This is a genomic window from Rhodobacter sp. TJ_12, from assembly GCF_020023995.1.
Taxonomy (GTDB): Bacteria; Pseudomonadota; Alphaproteobacteria; order Rhodobacterales; family Rhodobacteraceae; genus Rhodobacter.
On sequence record NZ_NRRD01000023.1, the window covers coordinates 1 to 16,293 of the forward strand.

Below are 16,293 nucleotides of genomic sequence, written 5' to 3' on the forward strand. Positions count from 1 at the left end.
GGTTTGGGGGCGGGCGCCGGGCTGTCATGCATCGACGACAGCAACAGTTCGAGCCGCTGCGTCGCCTGTTCGGCCCGTTCGGTGACCACGCGCAATTGCTCAGCCGAGCTGGCCGAGGTCGCCTGCGCCCGGTTCAGCGCCTTAGTCATGTCATCGACTTGCGCCGACAGCACGGCAATCGCGCCGCCCATCCCGTTTTCCAGCTGGTTAAAGCGTTTCAGGCGGCGGGCCAGAACCATGCAGTAGACGGTTGCACCCAGCGCGCCCAGACCCATCAGAATATCGGCGGTATACTGCAGCATCTGCCTTCTCCTAGTTCATCACGAATTCGATCACGAGCAGGTCATTGACCTTGTTTTGCCCGACGACCACCTGCACGCGGCGCAGCATTTGCGCGCGTAGCCGCATCATTGCAGCAGGGTTTTCCAGATCCTTGACCGAGACCGCGCGCAAAAAGCCGTTCAGCACATCAAGCACACGGGGTTTCACCAGCTCCACTTCCTGTTGGTAGACCAGTGGCACCTCTAGTTGCGCGGTGAAACGCAGGTGCTTGGCTTGGCCCTCGGGGAGCGAGATCACCATCGGATCAAGGGGGATGAAGGCAATCTCCGGCAGCGGGTCCGGTTCAAGCACTTCTTCATGGGCATCTGCCCCCTCGGCGGGGGGCGGTGCCAAGATCATGCCGGAATAAAGCGCGTAAAAAGCGCCCCCACCAAGCAGGAGCATCAGCACCAGCCCGATGATCAACGGCAGTTTCGATTTCTTCTTTGGCGCTTCTTCGCCTTCAGCTTCTGGCTCGGCCATGGCGGTTCCCGATTTCTTCGTTCTTCCTCCATATAGACCGGCACCCACTAACCGATTGTTAAGGGCGATCGGAGAAAGATGCTCTCGACGACGGGGCAGAAAGCCCGCTCGATGGAGGTGCGTCTTGCAACAGCTCTTGGCCCTTTGGCAGGGATTGGACACGCTCAAGCGTGCGGTCGTGATTGGTGCGACGGTTCTTATGTTTGCCGCCATCATGGCGCTTTCCAGTTTCGCGGCGAAGCCGGACATGGCTTTGCTTTATGCGGGGCTGGAAGGTCCGCGTGCGGGCGAAGTGGTAACAGCACTGGAGGCGCGCGGGGTTCATTACGAAGTGCGCGGCGATTCGATTTATGTTGAATCGACCCGACGCGATGAACTGCGCATGTCGCTCGCGGGCGAGGGGCTGCCCGCCACCGGGGGCGCAGGTTACGAATTGCTTGATTCGCTTTCGGGCTTCGGCACCACCTCGCAAATGTTCGACGCTGCCTATTGGCGCGCGAAAGAGGGCGAACTGGCCCGCACCATCGTTTCCAACCCGATGATCCGCCAAGCGCGGGTGCATATTGCCGCCCCCGCGCCACAATCTTTCCGCCGCGAAACCCGTGCCAGCGCCTCTGTCACTGTGGTAACCGCCTCGGGTGGGCTTTCGCCCACCCACGCCAAAGCTTTGAAGTTCCTTGTTTCTTCCGCAGTTCAAGGGATGTCGCCCGATGATGTGTCGATCATCGACAGCGTGTCGGGGCTGATTGCAACGGGTGATGAAATCACCGGGCAGGCAGCGGGCGACCGCGCCGAGGAATTGCGCAAAAATGTCGAGCGGCTGCTAGAGGCGCGCGTGGGCTATGGCAATGCCGTGGTCGAAGTGTCGGTCCAAACCGTGACCGAGCGCGAAGCGATCACCGAACGGCTGATCGATCCGGGCAGCCGGGTGCCGATTTCCACCGATGTTGAGGCCCGTTCGGACAAATCGGACGATACCAAGCCGGGTGCGGTAACTGTGGCCTCCAACTTGCCCGATGGCGATGCGGGCAATGGTGGCAAATCGCAAAGCCAGTCCACCGAATCGCGTGAGCGCACGAATTACGAAGTCTCTGAAACCACGCGAGAAGTGCTGCGTACGCCGGGCGACATCAAGCGGCTGACCGTGGCCGTGCTGGTGGACGGGGTCGAGGGCACCGATGCCAATGGCGTGGCGACCACCGTGCCGCGCAGCGACGAAGAGCTTGAGGCGCTTAAAGAACTGGTGTCCTCGGCCGTGGGCTTCGACGAATCGCGTGGCGATGTGATCACCATCCGCTCGATGGCCTTTGAGCCGCTGACCGATATGGGCACGACCGCGAATGCGAGCATGTTTGCTTCGTCCTCGCTGGATCTGATGCAACTGATCAAGATCGCCGTGGCCGCCATTGTGGCGCTGGTGCTTGGGCTCTTTGTGATGCGCCCGATCTTGGCGCAGCGCGCCGCAGCGGCTGCCGCCATGGAGCGCGAGGAAATGTCGGGTCTGATCGGGGCCGAAGGTGTGCCCAGCTCTGACGGGACGCCTGCGCTGACGGGGGAGATTACCGAGGATGACATGCCGATGGGCGATATGGCCGTGGTGTCCGACTTCGACCTGGGCGACATGCCGATGACGATGGGCATGGGCAGCTTTGGCGAAGATGACAGCAATACCGATCCGGTCGCACGTCTGAAGAAACTGATCGAGGAACGTCAGGCCGAATCGGTTGAGATCCTGCGGGCCTGGATGAACGAGACGGAGGAACGCGCATGACGCGGCGCGGCATCCAGCTTGAATCCTTCGAGGTCGACCCGACCCCGCCGGAGCCGCAGATCGAAATTGATCCGCGCGCCTTCGAAGAGGAACGGCTCGCGGCCTTCGAAAAGGGCTATACCGCCGGTTGGGACGATGCGATTGCCGCGCAAGAGGCCGAGGGCGTGAAACTGCGCTCGGAGCTTGCACAGAACCTGCAGGAATTGTCCTTCACCTATCACGAGGCACGCCAGCAGGTTCTCGGCGCGCTGCGCCCTCTCTTGGTCGATATCGTCGCCAAGATGTTGCCCGCGATGGCGCGCCAGACGCTGGCGCAGATGGTGGTCGAACAACTCGACCCGCTGTCGGAGCAGGCCACCTCGGTGCCAATCGCGGTGGTGGCCCACCCGGCCAGCTTGCCGATGATCGAAGATGTGATGGCCAACCGGTCCAGCCTGCCGCTGGTGTTCCAGCCCGAACCCTCGCTGGGCGAGGGGCAGGTGTACCTCAAATTCGCCGAAACCGAGACGCGGATCGACCTTGATGGGGTGATCGGCGCAATCGGTAAGGCGATCGATACCTATTTCAGCGCCAACCAAGACCAGGAGGAGGCAGCTCATGGATGACATGCCCCAAACCGCGAATCCGTTTTCGCAAGTGCCGATCGAGATCACCATTTCCGTTGGCAAGGCGCGGCCGCTGGTGCGCGATCTGCTGCGTATGAAGCGTGATTCGATCCTACCGCTGGATCGCCGGGTGGAAGACCCGGTGGAGCTTTACGTGGGCGACAAGTTGATCGCGCGCGGCGAGTTGACCGAGATGGAGGGCGATTCGAACGGCCAATTGGCTGTGCGGCTCACCGAAGTCGTCGATCTGCAAAACGGGCTGTAATCATGGCCCGTCCCTACAGATTATTAAGGTTAATCATCGGTGTTTTCCTGCTCTCAACCGCGCCAGCGGCGGCGCAGGAAATCACGCTGGATCTGGGGGGCGACGGTTCGCTGACCAGTTCTTCGTTGCTGCTGATTGCCGGGATCACGCTGCTGAGCCTCGCGCCCGGCATCGCGATCATGGTCACTTGCTTTCCCTTTATCGTCACGGTTCTGTCGATCTTGCGCCAGGCGATGGGGTTGCAGCAATCGCCGCCCAACATGCTGATCGTCAGCCTTGCGCTGTTTCTGACCTGGTACATCATGGAGCCGACCTTCATGGCCAGCTACCAAGCCGGGATCGAGCCGTTGATCGCGGGCAGTATCGATATGCTGACCGCTTTCGAGCGGGGGGTAGAGCCGTTCCGAATCTTCATGGCTGGGCGGATTGACCCGGGCACCTTCGATCAGCTTTCCGCGCTACGCGATGGTGTCGCCTATGAAGGCGAGATTCGCTCTGCGCCGCTGTCGATGTTGGTGCCCTCTTTCATGCTGTCAGAGATCACCCGCGCCTTTGAGATCGGCTTTCTGGTCTTTTTGCCCTTCCTGATCATCGACCTTGTGGTTTCGGCGATCCTGATGTCGATGGGCATGATGATGGTGCCGCCCGCCGTTGTGGCGCTGCCTTTCAAGCTTGCCTTCTTCGTGGTGGCGAATGGCTGGGTGCTTTTGTCGGGCGCGCTGGTGCGGTCTTATTCCTGACGCTTTGGCAGAACCCATTCGGGGCGGATCCGGTGGCAGGTATAGCCATGCGGGATCCGCTCCAGATAATCCTGATGCTCTGGCTCGGCTTCCCAAAACGGGCCTGCTGGCGCCACCTCGGTCACCACCTTGCCGGGCCACAGGCCCGAAGCATCGACATCGGCAATCGTATCGAGCGCGGTCTGGTGTTGGTCCGCGTTCAAATAATAGATCGCTGAACGGTAGGACGGGCCACGATCATTGCCTTGCCGGTTTGGCGTGCTCGGGTCGTGGATTTGGAAGAAAAATTCCAACAGCCGCCGATAGCTGATTACCTCAGGGTCAAAGACGATCTCGATCGCTTCGGCATGGGTGCCGTGATTGCGATAGGTGGCATTCGCCACATCGCCGCCCGAATAGCCCACGCGGGTCTTCGCAACGCCGGGCAGTTTGCGGATCAAATCCTGCATACCCCAAAAGCAGCCACCCGCCAGAATCGCCGTTTCCATTTAGTCCTCCAGCAATTTCAGATAGTCTCCATAGCCTTCGGCTTCCATCTGGTCTTTCGGGATGAAGCGCAGGCTGGCAGAATTGATGCAATAGCGCAGGCCGCCTCGGTCACGCGGGCCATCGGGGAACACATGGCCAAGGTGGCTGTCGCCATGGGCAGAACGGACCTCGACCCGGTTCATGCCATGGCTGAAATCGCGATGCTCGGTCACATGCGCCGCCGCGACGGGCTGTGTGAACGACGGCCAGCCGCAGCCGCTTTCGAATTTATCGCGCGACGAAAAGAGCGGCTCGCCCGAAACGATATCGACATAAAGCCCCGGCGCGGTCGCGTCCCAATATTCCCCGGTAAAGGGGCGTTCGGTCCCGCTTTCTTGCGTGACATGAAACTGTTCGGGGGTCAGGCGCGCCAGCGCCTCTTCGGTCTTGCGATAGCGGGTCGACATAGGGCCTCCATCCTCGGGAACCGTTCAGATGGGGTGGCGCATGAAAAAGTCCAGCCCCCGCAGGGGATGTGCTTTTTTCGATGTTGGGAAAGTGATGGTGAGCCGTACAGGATTCGAACCTGTGACCCGCTGATTAAAAGTCAGCTGCTCTACCAACTGAGCTAACGGCCCATCACTGGAGCGGGTCTCTAAAGGGGTGTGCCGGGGGGGTCAAGGGTCAAAGCGCGAAAAAATTGCGACACTGGAAAAAAGCCGGGCGCGGGTGTATGGCGCGCGGATGGAACATGCGCCCCTCTCCCCCGCCGGTCTACGCTTTCTCAAGATGCACGGTCTTGGCAACGATTTCGTGATTATTGACGCCCGAAGCGGCGAAAACCCTGTCACGCCTGCGCTGGCACGGGCGCTTGGGGATCGGCACCGGGGGGTTGGCTTTGACCAGCTTGCGGTGATCTTGGCTGCCGAAGGGGCCGATTTCACGCTGGAATTTTGGAATTCCGACGGTTCGAAGGCCGGGGCCTGCGGCAATGCTACGCGCTGTGTGTCGGACCTTGTGATGCACGATCTGGGCAAAGAGTCGGTCACGCTTTTCACTGAGCGCGGCCAGCTTGCCGCCTGTCGCCGGGCCGATGGGCTGGTTTCGGTGAATATGGGCGATCCGATTCTTGATGCGGCAGCGATTCCCGTTACTGCCGATCCGATGGCGCTGCCCTTGCCCGGTGACCCTGTCGCCGTGGGCATGGGCAATCCGCATTGCATTTTCTTCGTGCCCGACGCCGAGGCGGTGGATGTGGTCGCGCTGGGCCAGAAGGTCGAGCACCATCCCCTGTTCCCGGAACGCACCAATGTCGAATTTGCCGCGCTTGTGGCGCCGGATCATCTGCGCATGCGGGTGTGGGAACGCGGCGCGGGGGTCACGTTGGCTTGCGGCTCGGGCACCTGTGCCACCGCCGTGGCCGCGCATCTTAGGGGGCTTACTGGGCGGCATGTCATCGTGGATGTCGATGGTGGTCGGCTCGAAATCGATTGGCGTGACGATGGCGTCTGGATGACCGGCCCCACCGCAACGGTGTTCGAGGGGCTTTTGTCCCCCGCATTTCTGGCGGCCCTATGAAACCGCCGGTCTTTGCCACGCTGGGCTGCCGTCTCAATGCCTATGAGACGGAGGCAATGAAAGAACTTGCCGCTGGCGCAGGGCTCGAAGGGGCCGTGGTGGTCAATACCTGCGCCGTCACGGCCGAAGCGGTGCGCAAGGCCAAGCAAGAGATTCGTAAGCTTGCGCGCGAAAATCCGCAAGCGCCGATCATCGTGACGGGTTGTGCCGCACAGACCGAGCCCGAAACCTTTGCAGCCATGGCAGAGGTCACGCGGGTCATCGGCAACCATGAAAAGATGCAGGCCGAGACTTGGGCCGCCCTTGCCCCTAAAGGCGCGGAGTTCATTGGCGAAACCGAGCGGGTGATGGTCGATGACATTCTGTCGGTCAAGGAAACAGCGGGTCATTTGATCGACGGTTTTGGCCGTCACCGCGCCTATGTGCAGGTGCAAAACGGCTGCGACCACCGCTGCACCTTCTGTATCATCCCCTATGGCCGGGGCAATTCGCGCTCGGTCCCGGCGGGCGTGGTGGTGGAACAGATCAAACGTCTGGTTGGCAAAGGCTTTCACGAGGTGGTGCTGACCGGCGTGGACCTGACCTCATGGGGGGCGGACCTACCCGGCGCGCCGCGCCTGGGCGATCTGGTGATGCGTATCCTCAAGCTGGTGCCCGACCTGGCGCGGCTGCGGATCTCTTCGATCGACAGTATCGAGGCGGATGAAAACCTGATGCTCGCCATCGCGACCGAGCCGCGCCTGATGCCGCATCTGCACCTTAGCTTGCAACATGGCGATGATCTGATTCTTAAGCGGATGAAGCGCCGCCATCTGCGCGACGATGCGATTGCCTTTTGCGAAGAGGCGCGCAAGCTGCGCCCGGGCATCGTTTTCGGGGCGGATATCATCGCAGGCTTTCCGACCGAAACCGAAGAGATGTTCGAAAACTCGCTACGTCTGGTCGATGATTGCGGGCTGACCTTCCTGCATGTCTTTCCCTATTCCACGCGCAAGGGCACGCCTGCGGCACGCATGCCTAAGGTCGCCGGCCCCACCGTCAAGGCCCGCGCGGCGCGGCTGCGGGAAAAAGGGCAGGCGGCGCTGTTGCGCCACCTTGAGGCGGAGCGGGGCGCCGAACGTCAGGTGCTGACCGAAGGACCGCGGCTGGGGCGCACCGAATATTTCACCGAGGTGCGCTTTGATCGCGATATGCCCGAAGGCACGCTGATGCGGCTGCGCATCACCGGCCATGATGGCGAAGGTCTAACCGCTTAAGCCCCGGTCTCGACGCAATGGCGCCGAAACGCGCGTTTCAGCATGTCCAGTTCGGCGCGCAAAAGGTCGATTTCGGCGCGCAGGTCTTCTTCCAGTGGCTCGCCCGTAACGAGGGTGAAATGCGTCAGCGTTTCACCGTCTTTGCGGATCAAAAAGGTCTGCACCCCGTCAGACAAAAGCTCTGCCGGGATCGGCAGGCGCAGCGCCCATTTGCCCGGTTCGGTCTGCGCGACGCTCAGATCGGGGAGGTCTTTTTCCAGATGCACCACTTGCAGATCGGGGGCCTCGGCCCCGGCCCAGATCCCTTCCCAATGCCCCGCGCGCACCCGCGATAGTTCGAGCATATCGCCCCCTCAAATCTCGGCGCGCGGATGGCGCGCGAATGTTAGATCGCGCAGCACGATCTGGTTCATCTGTGGCCCTTCAAAGATGATATCGACCCAAGCCTTTTCGACCCGTTTTTCGTTCATCTTCGTATAGGCCAAGTCGAATTCTACAAAGTCCGTGCCCATGCTCAGCGGTAGTTCGCGCACCAATTGGTCGGTGTTCGGGCCGTGTTTGATATTGAGCCTGCAAAAGATCTCCAGCGGTTTTTCCAGCTCTACCCCCAGCGACAGCCGGATCAGGTGATTGCGCCGCAACCCGCTCACCCCCGCCTCGGGCAGATCCAGCACCAGCGACAGGAACGAGCCGTCAAAGCGGAACACATCCATGCGCAGCCCGAAAGGCGCCAGATCCAGCGCGCCGGTATTGCGCAGTTGGCGCAGGGTCAATTCGCTTACTTTGCAATCGTGAAACAGGGTGACCTCGCGCCCCATCATGGTGCGCGATTGCGCCCCCGCCACACCTTGCGGAAACACAGGCCCGCGCCACAGATCGGGGCGCCAGGCCCAGTCACATCCCAATGGCCGCTCAATCCCGTCGCCGCTTCCCAGCGGCATCGAAAGCCGCCCCTCGGCGGTAAAAAGCACCCGGTCGATTTCGCGGCGCAGCGCGCGTGCATCAGAACGCAACTGCCGCAGGGCGCCCGGTTCCAGTGCGGGCGCCAGCCGCGCGGCACGCGCCCAGCGCGACAGCATTCGGCCCTGCACCAGACGATCAAAGAAGGAATTGGATTTGCCGCTCATTTTCACCATGGTTCCCCAACGGCGTCAGGTTGCGCCAACCGCGTTACCATTTCAAAAACAATCGCGCCTGCGGGATTTTCTGGCACGACAGGGGGCGAAAATGAAGTCTCAAATCCCCTTTTCGTGCTTTTAACGGCAATCGCCTTTGGGGAAATGGTGTGGCTAGTTCGCGGCGCGGATGCTTGCCTCTAGAGATTGTAGCAACTTGCGCTGGGTGGCATCGTCAAGCCCACTTCCGCGCAGTGGCATCACCGAAAGCGCCGCGACATGGCCCGAGATACCGGTGATCGCGCGCCAATAGGTGCCATCGACCGGGCCGGATGTGTCGACCGAACGATCCGCAATCTTTAGAAACAGAAGCTTCTCAGACTGTTGCACGCGCAAAATCTTCAAATCTTCGGCGCGGCCCGAACGCGCCATCCCCGCGCGCCCTGCTTCGGATCGGAAGAACCGCTCATATCCTTCCAGCGCGACTTGTGTCGGCACTTTTGGCATCGGTCCGACGGCGGCGCTGAGCAAGGCGCGGTGGCGCGGCTGCGTCGCTTGCGGGTCCCGCGCGATCGCGGCGCAATTGCCCCAAAGCACAAAGGCGGCCTCGGGCGCGTCGCGCTGCGATTTGGGATCGATGCAGTAGCCCGTGGGGGCGGCAAGCGTCAGCTTCCCACCCAAGACAGTGACCCGATGTTGCGGGGATTTCGACTTCGCAACCGGCAGGTCGGCCATGCAGCCGGACAGCACCGTTGCCGCAAGCGTCATCGCCAAGGCCAGAGCTGTTCCGCGTCGCATATGGTCCCCCGTTCACGGAATTGTCCTACCAATCCGGTTCCTATGATCGCAAGCCTTGATCGGCTTCTGCGCGCGATCGCGCCGCGTTTTGCCTTGCCCGCCCTCGTCCGGCGCGGCATCGTTCGGCGCAGGGCAAACGGAGGCGAAATGATCTATCTTGGTGTGGATGGGGGCGGCAGCGGCTGCCGCGCGGTTCTGGCCGATGCTGCGGGTCAGGTGCTGGCGCGGGCCGAAGGTGGGCCCGCCAATATCGCCTCCGATTTTGCGGCATCGCTTGGCAATCTCGAAGCGATTGTACGCGAGGTTCTTGGGTCGCATCCGACCGAAGATTTACGCGCGGTTTTGGGGCTCGCTGGCGCAAACCTGTCGGGCGCGGGCGATCGGCTGGCCACCGCTTTGCCGTTTCGGGCCCGGGTTGTGCAGGATATCGCCACCTCCTTGCGGGGCGCGTTGGGCAAAGGTGACGGGATTGTTGCGGCAATTGGCACCGGCTCCGTTTTTGCGCGGCAATTGAACGGAGAGGTTAAGGCGATTGGCGGCTGGGGCTTTCGCTTGGGCGACGAGGCTTCGGGCGCGTGGATGGGGCGGTTGATGCTGAACCGGATCACGCGGATGGTGGATGGCTATGTGCCACGGACCCCCTTGGCCGAAACGGTCTTGGCCAAGCTGGGCGGCGGGCCGGGGCTTGTCGATTTTTCCTTGACGAAAACGCCCGGGGATCACGCGCGGCTTGTGCATTTTATGGCGGACGCGCTGGACGATCCGCTGACGCAAGAGATCATGGCCGAGACGCAGGCGGAATTGCGCCGCGCGATTGGCCTTTTGCAGAAGGACCCGCCGTTGCCCGTGGTGTGGCAAGGGGGCTTGGGGGCGACACTGGCGCTACCGGATTGGCCGCGCGCTGCGCCTTTGGGCACGGCGGTTGACGGCGCGCTGGCGATGGCGATGGATGCGGCGACATGGGCAGAGTGATCTTTGCTGGCGCGCGGCTTTTTGACGGCGCAGCGTTCCATGAAGGTCAGGCCCTTGTCACTCGCGCGGGCCAAATCGAAGCCATCGTGCCCGAGGCACAGCGGCCCGAGGGGCAACAGATCGTGCTGAAGGGTGGGGTTCTGGCCCCGGGGCTGATCGATTTGCAAGTGAACGGCGGTGGCGGGGTGATGCTAGGCGCAGGCGCGGAGCCGCTCGAAGAAATTGCCACGATTTGCGCGGCCCATGCTGCCTTGGGCGCGACAGGGGTTCTGCCAACGCTTATCACCACCTCGGCGGCGCAGACGCGACGGGTGTTGGCGGCGGGCGTGGCGGCGGTGGGCCGGGTGTCGGGCTTCTTGGGGCTGCATCTCGAAGGCCCGCATCTGGACCTAAAACGCCCCGGTTGCCATCCGGCCGAACATATCCGGCCAATGGATCAAGACGATCTTGAAACCTTGTGCGAGGCGCGGGCGGGCTTGCCCGCGCTCATGCTGACGGTGGCCCCTGCCTCGGTCACGCCCGACCAGATTGCCCGTCTGACCGAGGCGGGTGTGGTGGTGTTTTTGGGCCATGCCGATTGCAGCTTTGCCGAGGCCGAAGCCGCAAAGCAGGCAGGCGCGCAAGGTGTGACGCATCTGTTCAACGCGATGAGCCAGCTTGGCTCGCGTGAGCCCGGTTTGGTTGGCGCGGCGCTCAGTCTGCCTTTGGCAACAGGGCTGATCGCCGATGGTATTCATGTGGCGCCGCAAACCGCCAAGCTGGCCCTGCAATTGGCCGGGGAGCGGATGTTCCTTGTCACCGATGCGATGGCGGTGGCGGGCACTGATCTGACGGCTTTCGATCTGGCGGGGCAGCGCATCTTGCGGGCCGATGGCGCGCTGCGCACCGAAAACGGCACCTTGGCGGGGGCCGATCTCAGCTTGCCGCAAGCCTTGCGGTTTTGCATCGACAGGCTTGGCCTGTCGCCCGCGCAGGCCCTGGCGATGATGACCGCGCGCCCCGCGCAGGTGATCGGGGCCAAGGCCGGGCGGCTATCGCCCGGTCTGCCCGCCGATCTGGTGCATTTCAACGAGGATTGGCGGCTTGCCCGCGTCTGGCAGCGTGGGGTCGCGCGTCAGGCGAAATCCGAAACATCATAGCCTTGGATGTAAAGCAGCGCCGACAGATCGCCGTGGTTGATCCGAATATCGCATTGGCTTGCGACCGAGGGTTTGGCATGAAGCGCCACACCGGCCCCCGCGAGGGTCAGCATACCCAAATCGTTCGCACCATCGCCCACCGCCATCACCTGTTCGGGCGCAAGACCCAGCCGGGCGGTGATGTCATGGAAGGCCTGCACCTTGGCCTCGCGCCCCAAAATCGGTGTGACCGGGATGCCGGTCAGCGTGCCGTTTTCCACCCCCAGCACATTGGCGCGATGCTCATCGAAGCCCAAAGTTTCGGCGACATGGGCCGTAAAGGCTGTGAACCCGCCTGAGACCAGCGCGCAATAGGCCCCATTTGCCTTCATCGTGCGCAAAAGATCGTGCGCGCCCGGCATGAAGGTGATGCGTTCGGCTATCACCCGGGCGATCACGCTTTCGGGCAGGCCGGTCAAAAGCCCCAGCCGCTCGGTCAGCGCGCCTTCGAAGTCCAATTCGCCATTCATTGCGCGGGCGGTGATTTCGCTTACCTGCGCGCCGACACCCGCCACATCGGCCAGTTCATCAATGCATTCTTGCTGGATCATCGTGCTGTCCATATCGGCCAGCAGCATCTGTTTGCGCCGCCCGGCGGCAGGTTGCACGACAAGGTCGATCCCCAGCCCTTGAAGGTCTTGCCAGACCTGCCAGCGATTGTCGGGCACCGACTCCAGTTCGAATTCGGCCGCGATACCGGGGGCCAGCCAGCGCATCTCGCCGCCCCCCCATGCATTGCGCAGCGAATCGGCCGTAACGGCGTTCAGATTGGCGGCTTTGGGGTCAGAAAGCAGGGTGGCAATGAACATGGGCGATATCCGGGCTGTTTCCGATAGTGGAAAGTTGTGTCGCAATTCGGGTCAGATGCGACGCTTTAGCGTCATTTTGCGTATTGTGCCAGTGCAGCGAAACCTATACCAGCAACGGCGGGACACCCCTCCCCAACGAGGGGCGCTTATCTGGAAGGATAGCTTATATGGCTAGTTCTATGACTGCTCCGGCGACGCGGCCGGCGAATCCGCGTTTTTCTTCGGGCCCCTGCACGAAGATCCCTGGTTACTCCCTCGACATGCTTGCTGATGCGCCGTTGGGCCGGTCGCACCGCGCCGCGGTTGGTAAAGCCAAGCTGAAAGAGGCGATTGACCTGACCCGTGAAATTCTGGGCGTGCCGGCGGATTACCGCATCGGTATCGTCCCCGCCTCGGACACCGGCGCTGTTGAAATGGCGCTCTGGTCGCTTCTGGGCGCCCGCAAAGCGACCATGTGCGCTTGGGAAAGCTTTGGCTCCGGCTGGGTCACCGATGTGGTGAAACAGCTCAAAATCGATGCCGAAGTGAAAGAAGCTGGCTACGGCGATATCGTCGATTTTGCCACCGTCGATTTTAATACAGACGTTGTGTTCACGTGGAACGGCACCACCTCGGGCGTGCGTGTGCCTAATGGCGATGCTATCCCGGCGGACCGCGAAGGCCTGACCATCTGTGACGCCACCTCGGCCGCTTTCGCGATGGATTTGCCGTGGGATAAGCTCGATGTCACCACCTTCTCGTGGCAAAAAGTCCTGGGCGGTGAAGGTGGTCATGGTGTGCTGATCCTGTCCCCGCGCGCTGTGGAACGGCTTGAAAGCTACACCCCCGCGTGGCCGCTGCCGAAAATCTTCCGCATGACCAAAGGCGGCAAGCTGATCGAAGGCATTTTCAAAGGGGAGACGATCAATACCCCCTCGATGCTTTGCGTTGAAGATTACCTTGTGTCGCTGAAATGGGCGCAAACCGTGGGCGGGCTGAAAGGCCTTGTCGACCGTGCCGCTGCCAATGCCAAAGTGGTGTGGGATTTCTGCGCCGCAAATGACTGGATCGCGAACCTTGCCAATGACCCGGCGACGGCTTCGACCACCAGCGTTTGCGTTAAGTTCACCGATGACCGCATCAAAGACGGTGCCGCCTTTGCGAAAGCCGTGGCCAAGCGGCTGGAAAACGAAGGCGTTGCGCTGGACATGGGGGCCTATCGCGATGCCCCCGCAGGCTTGCGCATCTGGTGTGGCTCGACGGTGGAAACCGCCGATGTCGAAGCGCTGATGCCGTGGCTTGCTTACGCTTTTGAAGCGGAAATCGCGGCGCAAGCCTGATTTTACGCCTGATCTGTGAACGCGATGGGCGCATACGGCGCCCATCCTTCCTAAATTTTCCGAATATTCAGGAGCCCTAGACATGGCCCCCAAGGTTCTCATCTCCGACGCCCTCTCTGAAGCTGCCGTGCAAATCTTCCGTGATCGCGGCATCGAGGTCGACTTCCAGCCGAAACTTGGCAAAGACAAAGAAAAACTGGCCGAGATCATCGGCAATTACGATGGTCTGGCGATCCGTTCGGCCACCAAGGCGACGGCTGCACTGCTTGAAAAAGCCACCAACCTCAAGGTGATCGGCCGCGCTGGGATCGGTGTCGACAACGTCGATAAAGAAGCCGCGTCGAAAAAGGGCATCATTGTGATGAACACGCCCTTCGGCAACATGATCACCACCGCCGAACATGCGATTGCGATGATGTTCGCCGTCGCGCGCCAAATTCCCGAAGCCTCCGAATCGACCCATGCGGGCAAATGGGAAAAGTCGAAATTCATGGGTGTCGAACTGACCGGCAAGACGCTCGGTGTGATCGGCGCGGGCAACATTGGCGGGATCGTGTGCGACCGCGCCAAGGGGCTGAAAATGAAAGTCGTCGCCTATGACCCCTTCCTTGGCGAGGAAAAGGCGCAGAAGATGGGCGTCGAAAAGGTCGAACTGGAAGACCTTCTCAAGCGCGCCGATTTCATCACGTTGCACGTGCCGCTGACCGACAGCACCCGCAACATCCTGAGCCGCGAAAACCTTGCCAAAACCAAGCCGGGTGTGCGCATCATCAACTGCGCCCGTGGCGGTCTGGTCGATGAAGAGGCGCTGGCCGAAATGCTGAAATCGGGCCATGTCGCGGGCGCTGCCTTTGACGTGTTCTCGGTCGAACCGGCCACCGACAATCCGCTTTTCAACCTGCCCAACGTCGTGTGCACCCCGCACCTTGGCGCCTCCACCTCGGAAGCCCAAGAAAACGTCGCGCTGCAAGTGGCCGAGCAGATGTCGAACTACCTGCTGGATGGGGCTGTTGAAAACGCGCTCAACATGCCGTCGATGACCGCCGAAGAAGCCAAGGTCATGGGCCCGTGGGTCAAATTGGCCGAATATCTGGGCGCCTTCATCGGTCAGATGACCGATGAGCCGGTCAAGGCGATCAACATCACCTATGACGGGTCCGCCTCGGGCATGAACCTCAAGGCGCTTGATTGCGCGGTGATCGCGGGCATCATGAGCCGTGCGAACCCCGATGTGAACATGGTCTCGGCCCCGGTGATCGCGAAAGAACGCGGCATCAAAATCTCAACCACAACGCAAGACAAATCGGGCGTGTTCGACGGCTATATCAAAGTGACCGTGGTCACCGAAAAGCGCGAGCGCTCCATCGCGGGCACCTGCTTCTCGGATGGCAAGCCGCGCTTCATCCAGATCAAGGGCATCACCATCGACGCCGAGGTGGGCCGACATATGCTTTACACCACCAACAAGGACGTGCCGGGCATCATCGGCACGCTGGGCACGATGCTGGGCAAGCATGGCGCGAACGTTGCCAACTTTACCCTTGGCCGCTCGGCGGCGGGTGGCGAAGCCATTGCCATTGCTTACCTGGATGAGACGCTGGGCGAAGCAGCGGTTGCCGATCTGGAAGCGACCGGCCTGTTCCAGCAGGTGAAACCGTTGGAATTCAACATCGGTTGAGCTAGGTAACGTAAGGTAATCGAGGCCCTCCGCGACCGCGGGGGGCCTTTTCCATTGGAGAGACTATGCAGACCTACGCAATTGGCGACATCCACGGCCAATATGACCTGATGCTGCGCGCTTTTGAGATGATCGAGAAAGACCGCGCCGAAAATGGCGCCGCCGACAGCCCTGTGGTGGTGCTGGGCGATTTGTGCGACCGCGGCCCGAAATCGGCGCAGGTGATCGCGCATCTTTGCAAGACGCAAGGCCAAGATGACCGGCTTGTGGTGATCAAGGGCAATCACGACCGGATGTTTACGCTGTTCCTTGCCGACCCATGGGCACGCGACCCGCGGTTGCGCGCCGAATTCACTTGGTTGCATCCGCGCCTTGGTGGGCCCCAAACGCTCGAAAGTTATGGCATCCGCGAGCCCGGCAACCGCCCTGTCGATCAGATCCATACCGAGGCTTTGGCTGCCGTTCCCGCCGAGGAACGCATTTGGGCGGCGAACTTGCCCACCAGCTACACGCGCGGCGACGCGATTTTCGTGCATGCGGGCATTCGTCCGGGCGTGCCCTTGCAACAGCAAGTCGAGGATGATCTGTGCTGGATCAGGGGCGATTTCTTGACCGATACGCGCGACCATGGTGCGTTGATCGTGCATGGCCATACCGCGCTGGATGAGCCCACCCATTACGGCAACCGCCTCAATCTGGACAGTTCGGCCGGTTACGGTGGTCCCCTTTCCACGGCGGTGATCGAGGGGCGCGAAGCGTGGCTTCTAACCCCCGAAGGGCGCAAGCCGCTTGAGCCCGTGCTGTTGGAACCCATGGTTCGTTAACCCTTTGCGCCGATGCTAGGGCATCGCGGATCAAAGGGTGTCGCAATGAAACATGGTGCAAAGGCAGAACTGATCGGGCGCTGGGAAATGACCGCGCCCAAGGGCAGCAATTC

Annotated in this window: 19 protein-coding genes and 1 tRNA gene; 11 read left to right on the top strand and 9 right to left on the bottom strand. The window is 61.6% G+C overall.

Annotation, left to right across the window (positions count from 1 at the left end; genetic code table 11):
* Positions 1-299, bottom strand: a 299-nt coding sequence (locus CKO11_RS14460; protein WP_223640250.1) for a hypothetical protein, incomplete at its 3' end; no start/stop codon positions are given.
* Between the two features lie 13 nt (positions 300-312).
* Positions 313-804, bottom strand: coding sequence for a flagellar basal body-associated protein FliL (fliL, locus tag CKO11_RS14465; protein ID WP_223640252.1), 492 nt, complete (start codon positions 802-804; stop codon positions 313-315).
* Between the two features lie 124 nt (positions 805-928).
* On the opposite strand from fliL, the gene fliF reads away from it, so the two are divergent.
* Genes fliF through fliP form a run of 4 tightly spaced genes read left to right on the top strand, consistent with a single transcriptional unit; the run spans position 929 to position 4,185 of the window.
* A complete protein-coding gene (gene fliF, locus CKO11_RS14470) occupies positions 929-2,575 on the top strand; it encodes a flagellar basal-body MS-ring/collar protein FliF (RefSeq protein ID WP_223640254.1) in 1,647 nt (548 codons plus the stop codon).
* On the top strand, positions 2,572-3,180 hold the full coding sequence (locus CKO11_RS14475; RefSeq protein WP_223640256.1) for a flagellar biosynthesis protein: 609 nt from the start codon (positions 2,572-2,574) through the stop codon (positions 3,178-3,180). Before fliF ends, CKO11_RS14475 begins: the two co-directional genes overlap by 4 nt.
* The gene (locus tag CKO11_RS14480) at positions 3,173-3,445 is read left to right on the top strand and encodes a FliM/FliN family flagellar motor switch protein (RefSeq protein ID WP_076484429.1); all 273 of its coding nucleotides are present in this window, start codon (positions 3,173-3,175) and stop codon (positions 3,443-3,445) included. Before CKO11_RS14475 ends, CKO11_RS14480 begins: the two co-directional genes overlap by 8 nt.
* A 2-nt stretch (positions 3,446-3,447) precedes the next feature.
* Positions 3,448-4,185, top strand: a complete 738-nt coding sequence (gene fliP / locus CKO11_RS14485; RefSeq protein ID WP_223640258.1) for a flagellar type III secretion system pore protein FliP — start codon at positions 3,448-3,450, stop codon at positions 4,183-4,185.
* On the opposite strand, the gene msrA is transcribed toward fliP, so the two are convergent.
* The 3 genes from msrA to CKO11_RS14500 form a co-directional block, all read right to left on the bottom strand.
* Positions 4,176-4,673, bottom strand: coding sequence for a peptide-methionine (S)-S-oxide reductase MsrA (gene msrA / locus CKO11_RS14490; RefSeq protein WP_223640261.1), 498 nt, complete (start codon positions 4,671-4,673; stop codon positions 4,176-4,178). The genes fliP and msrA overlap by 10 nt on opposite strands.
* Positions 4,674-5,120: a peptide-methionine (R)-S-oxide reductase MsrB gene (msrB, locus tag CKO11_RS14495; protein WP_223640264.1), complete on the bottom strand. Its 447-nt coding sequence runs from the start codon at positions 5,118-5,120 to the stop codon at positions 4,674-4,676.
* A 95-nt stretch (positions 5,121-5,215) separates the two neighbouring features.
* Positions 5,216-5,291 (bottom strand) — tRNA-Lys (locus CKO11_RS14500).
* Between the two features lie 106 nt (positions 5,292-5,397).
* On the opposite strand from CKO11_RS14500, the gene dapF reads away from it, so the two are divergent.
* Both dapF and mtaB read left to right on the top strand, forming a co-directional pair.
* Positions 5,398-6,231 carry a diaminopimelate epimerase gene (dapF, locus tag CKO11_RS14505; RefSeq protein ID WP_223640267.1) on the top strand — a complete coding sequence of 278 codons (834 nt, stop codon included), beginning with the start codon at positions 5,398-5,400 and terminating at the stop codon, positions 6,229-6,231.
* Positions 6,228-7,487 (top strand): tRNA (N(6)-L-threonylcarbamoyladenosine(37)-C(2))-methylthiotransferase MtaB, encoded by a 1,260-nt coding sequence (gene mtaB / locus CKO11_RS14510; protein ID WP_223640270.1) that lies wholly within the window; start codon positions 6,228-6,230, stop codon positions 7,485-7,487. Before dapF ends, mtaB begins: the two co-directional genes overlap by 4 nt.
* Here mtaB and CKO11_RS14515 read toward each other — a convergent pair.
* From CKO11_RS14515 to CKO11_RS14525, 3 genes are all read right to left on the bottom strand, one after another.
* The gene (locus CKO11_RS14515) at positions 7,484-7,831 is read right to left on the bottom strand and encodes a hypothetical protein (RefSeq protein WP_223640273.1); all 348 of its coding nucleotides are present in this window, start codon (positions 7,829-7,831) and stop codon (positions 7,484-7,486) included. The two genes, mtaB and CKO11_RS14515, sit on opposite strands and share 4 nt — an antisense overlap.
* Positions 7,832-7,840: 9 nt before the next feature.
* Positions 7,841-8,614: a DUF6478 family protein gene (locus CKO11_RS14520; protein WP_223640276.1), complete on the bottom strand. Its 774-nt coding sequence runs from the start codon at positions 8,612-8,614 to the stop codon at positions 7,841-7,843.
* A 162-nt stretch (positions 8,615-8,776) separates the two neighbouring features.
* Complete coding sequence (locus tag CKO11_RS14525; RefSeq protein WP_223640279.1) at positions 8,777-9,400, bottom strand: hypothetical protein; 624 nt, start codon at positions 9,398-9,400, stop codon at positions 8,777-8,779.
* Positions 9,401-9,547: 147 nt separating this feature from the next.
* On the opposite strand from CKO11_RS14525, the gene CKO11_RS14530 reads away from it, so the two are divergent.
* Together CKO11_RS14530 and nagA are read left to right on the top strand one after the other, a co-directional pair.
* Positions 9,548-10,372, top strand: a complete 825-nt coding sequence (locus tag CKO11_RS14530) for a BadF/BadG/BcrA/BcrD ATPase family protein (RefSeq protein WP_223640282.1) — start codon at positions 9,548-9,550, stop codon at positions 10,370-10,372.
* Entirely contained in the window at positions 10,360-11,511 is a 1,152-nt protein-coding gene (nagA, locus tag CKO11_RS14535) for an N-acetylglucosamine-6-phosphate deacetylase (RefSeq protein WP_223640285.1), read from the top strand. Before CKO11_RS14530 ends, nagA begins: the two co-directional genes overlap by 13 nt.
* Here nagA and serB read toward each other — a convergent pair.
* Positions 11,487-12,359: a phosphoserine phosphatase SerB gene (serB, locus tag CKO11_RS14540; RefSeq protein ID WP_223640288.1), complete on the bottom strand. Its 873-nt coding sequence runs from the start codon at positions 12,357-12,359 to the stop codon at positions 11,487-11,489. The genes nagA and serB overlap by 25 nt on opposite strands.
* 167 nt (positions 12,360-12,526) lie before the next feature.
* Here serB and CKO11_RS14545 point away from each other — a divergent pair, with 167 nt between their 5' ends.
* The 3 genes from CKO11_RS14545 (at position 12,527) to CKO11_RS14555 (ending at position 16,180) form a co-directional block, all read left to right on the top strand.
* On the top strand, positions 12,527-13,678 hold the full coding sequence (locus tag CKO11_RS14545) for a phosphoserine transaminase (protein WP_411742019.1): 1,152 nt from the start codon (positions 12,527-12,529) through the stop codon (positions 13,676-13,678).
* Between the two features lie 82 nt (positions 13,679-13,760).
* Positions 13,761-15,356 (top strand): phosphoglycerate dehydrogenase, encoded by a 1,596-nt coding sequence (serA, locus tag CKO11_RS14550; protein WP_223640294.1) that lies wholly within the window; start codon positions 13,761-13,763, stop codon positions 15,354-15,356.
* A 65-nt stretch (positions 15,357-15,421) separates the two neighbouring features.
* Positions 15,422-16,180 carry a metallophosphoesterase gene (locus CKO11_RS14555; RefSeq protein WP_223640297.1) on the top strand — a complete coding sequence of 253 codons (759 nt, stop codon included), beginning with the start codon at positions 15,422-15,424 and terminating at the stop codon, positions 16,178-16,180.
* Positions 16,181-16,293: the final 113 nt, after the last annotated feature.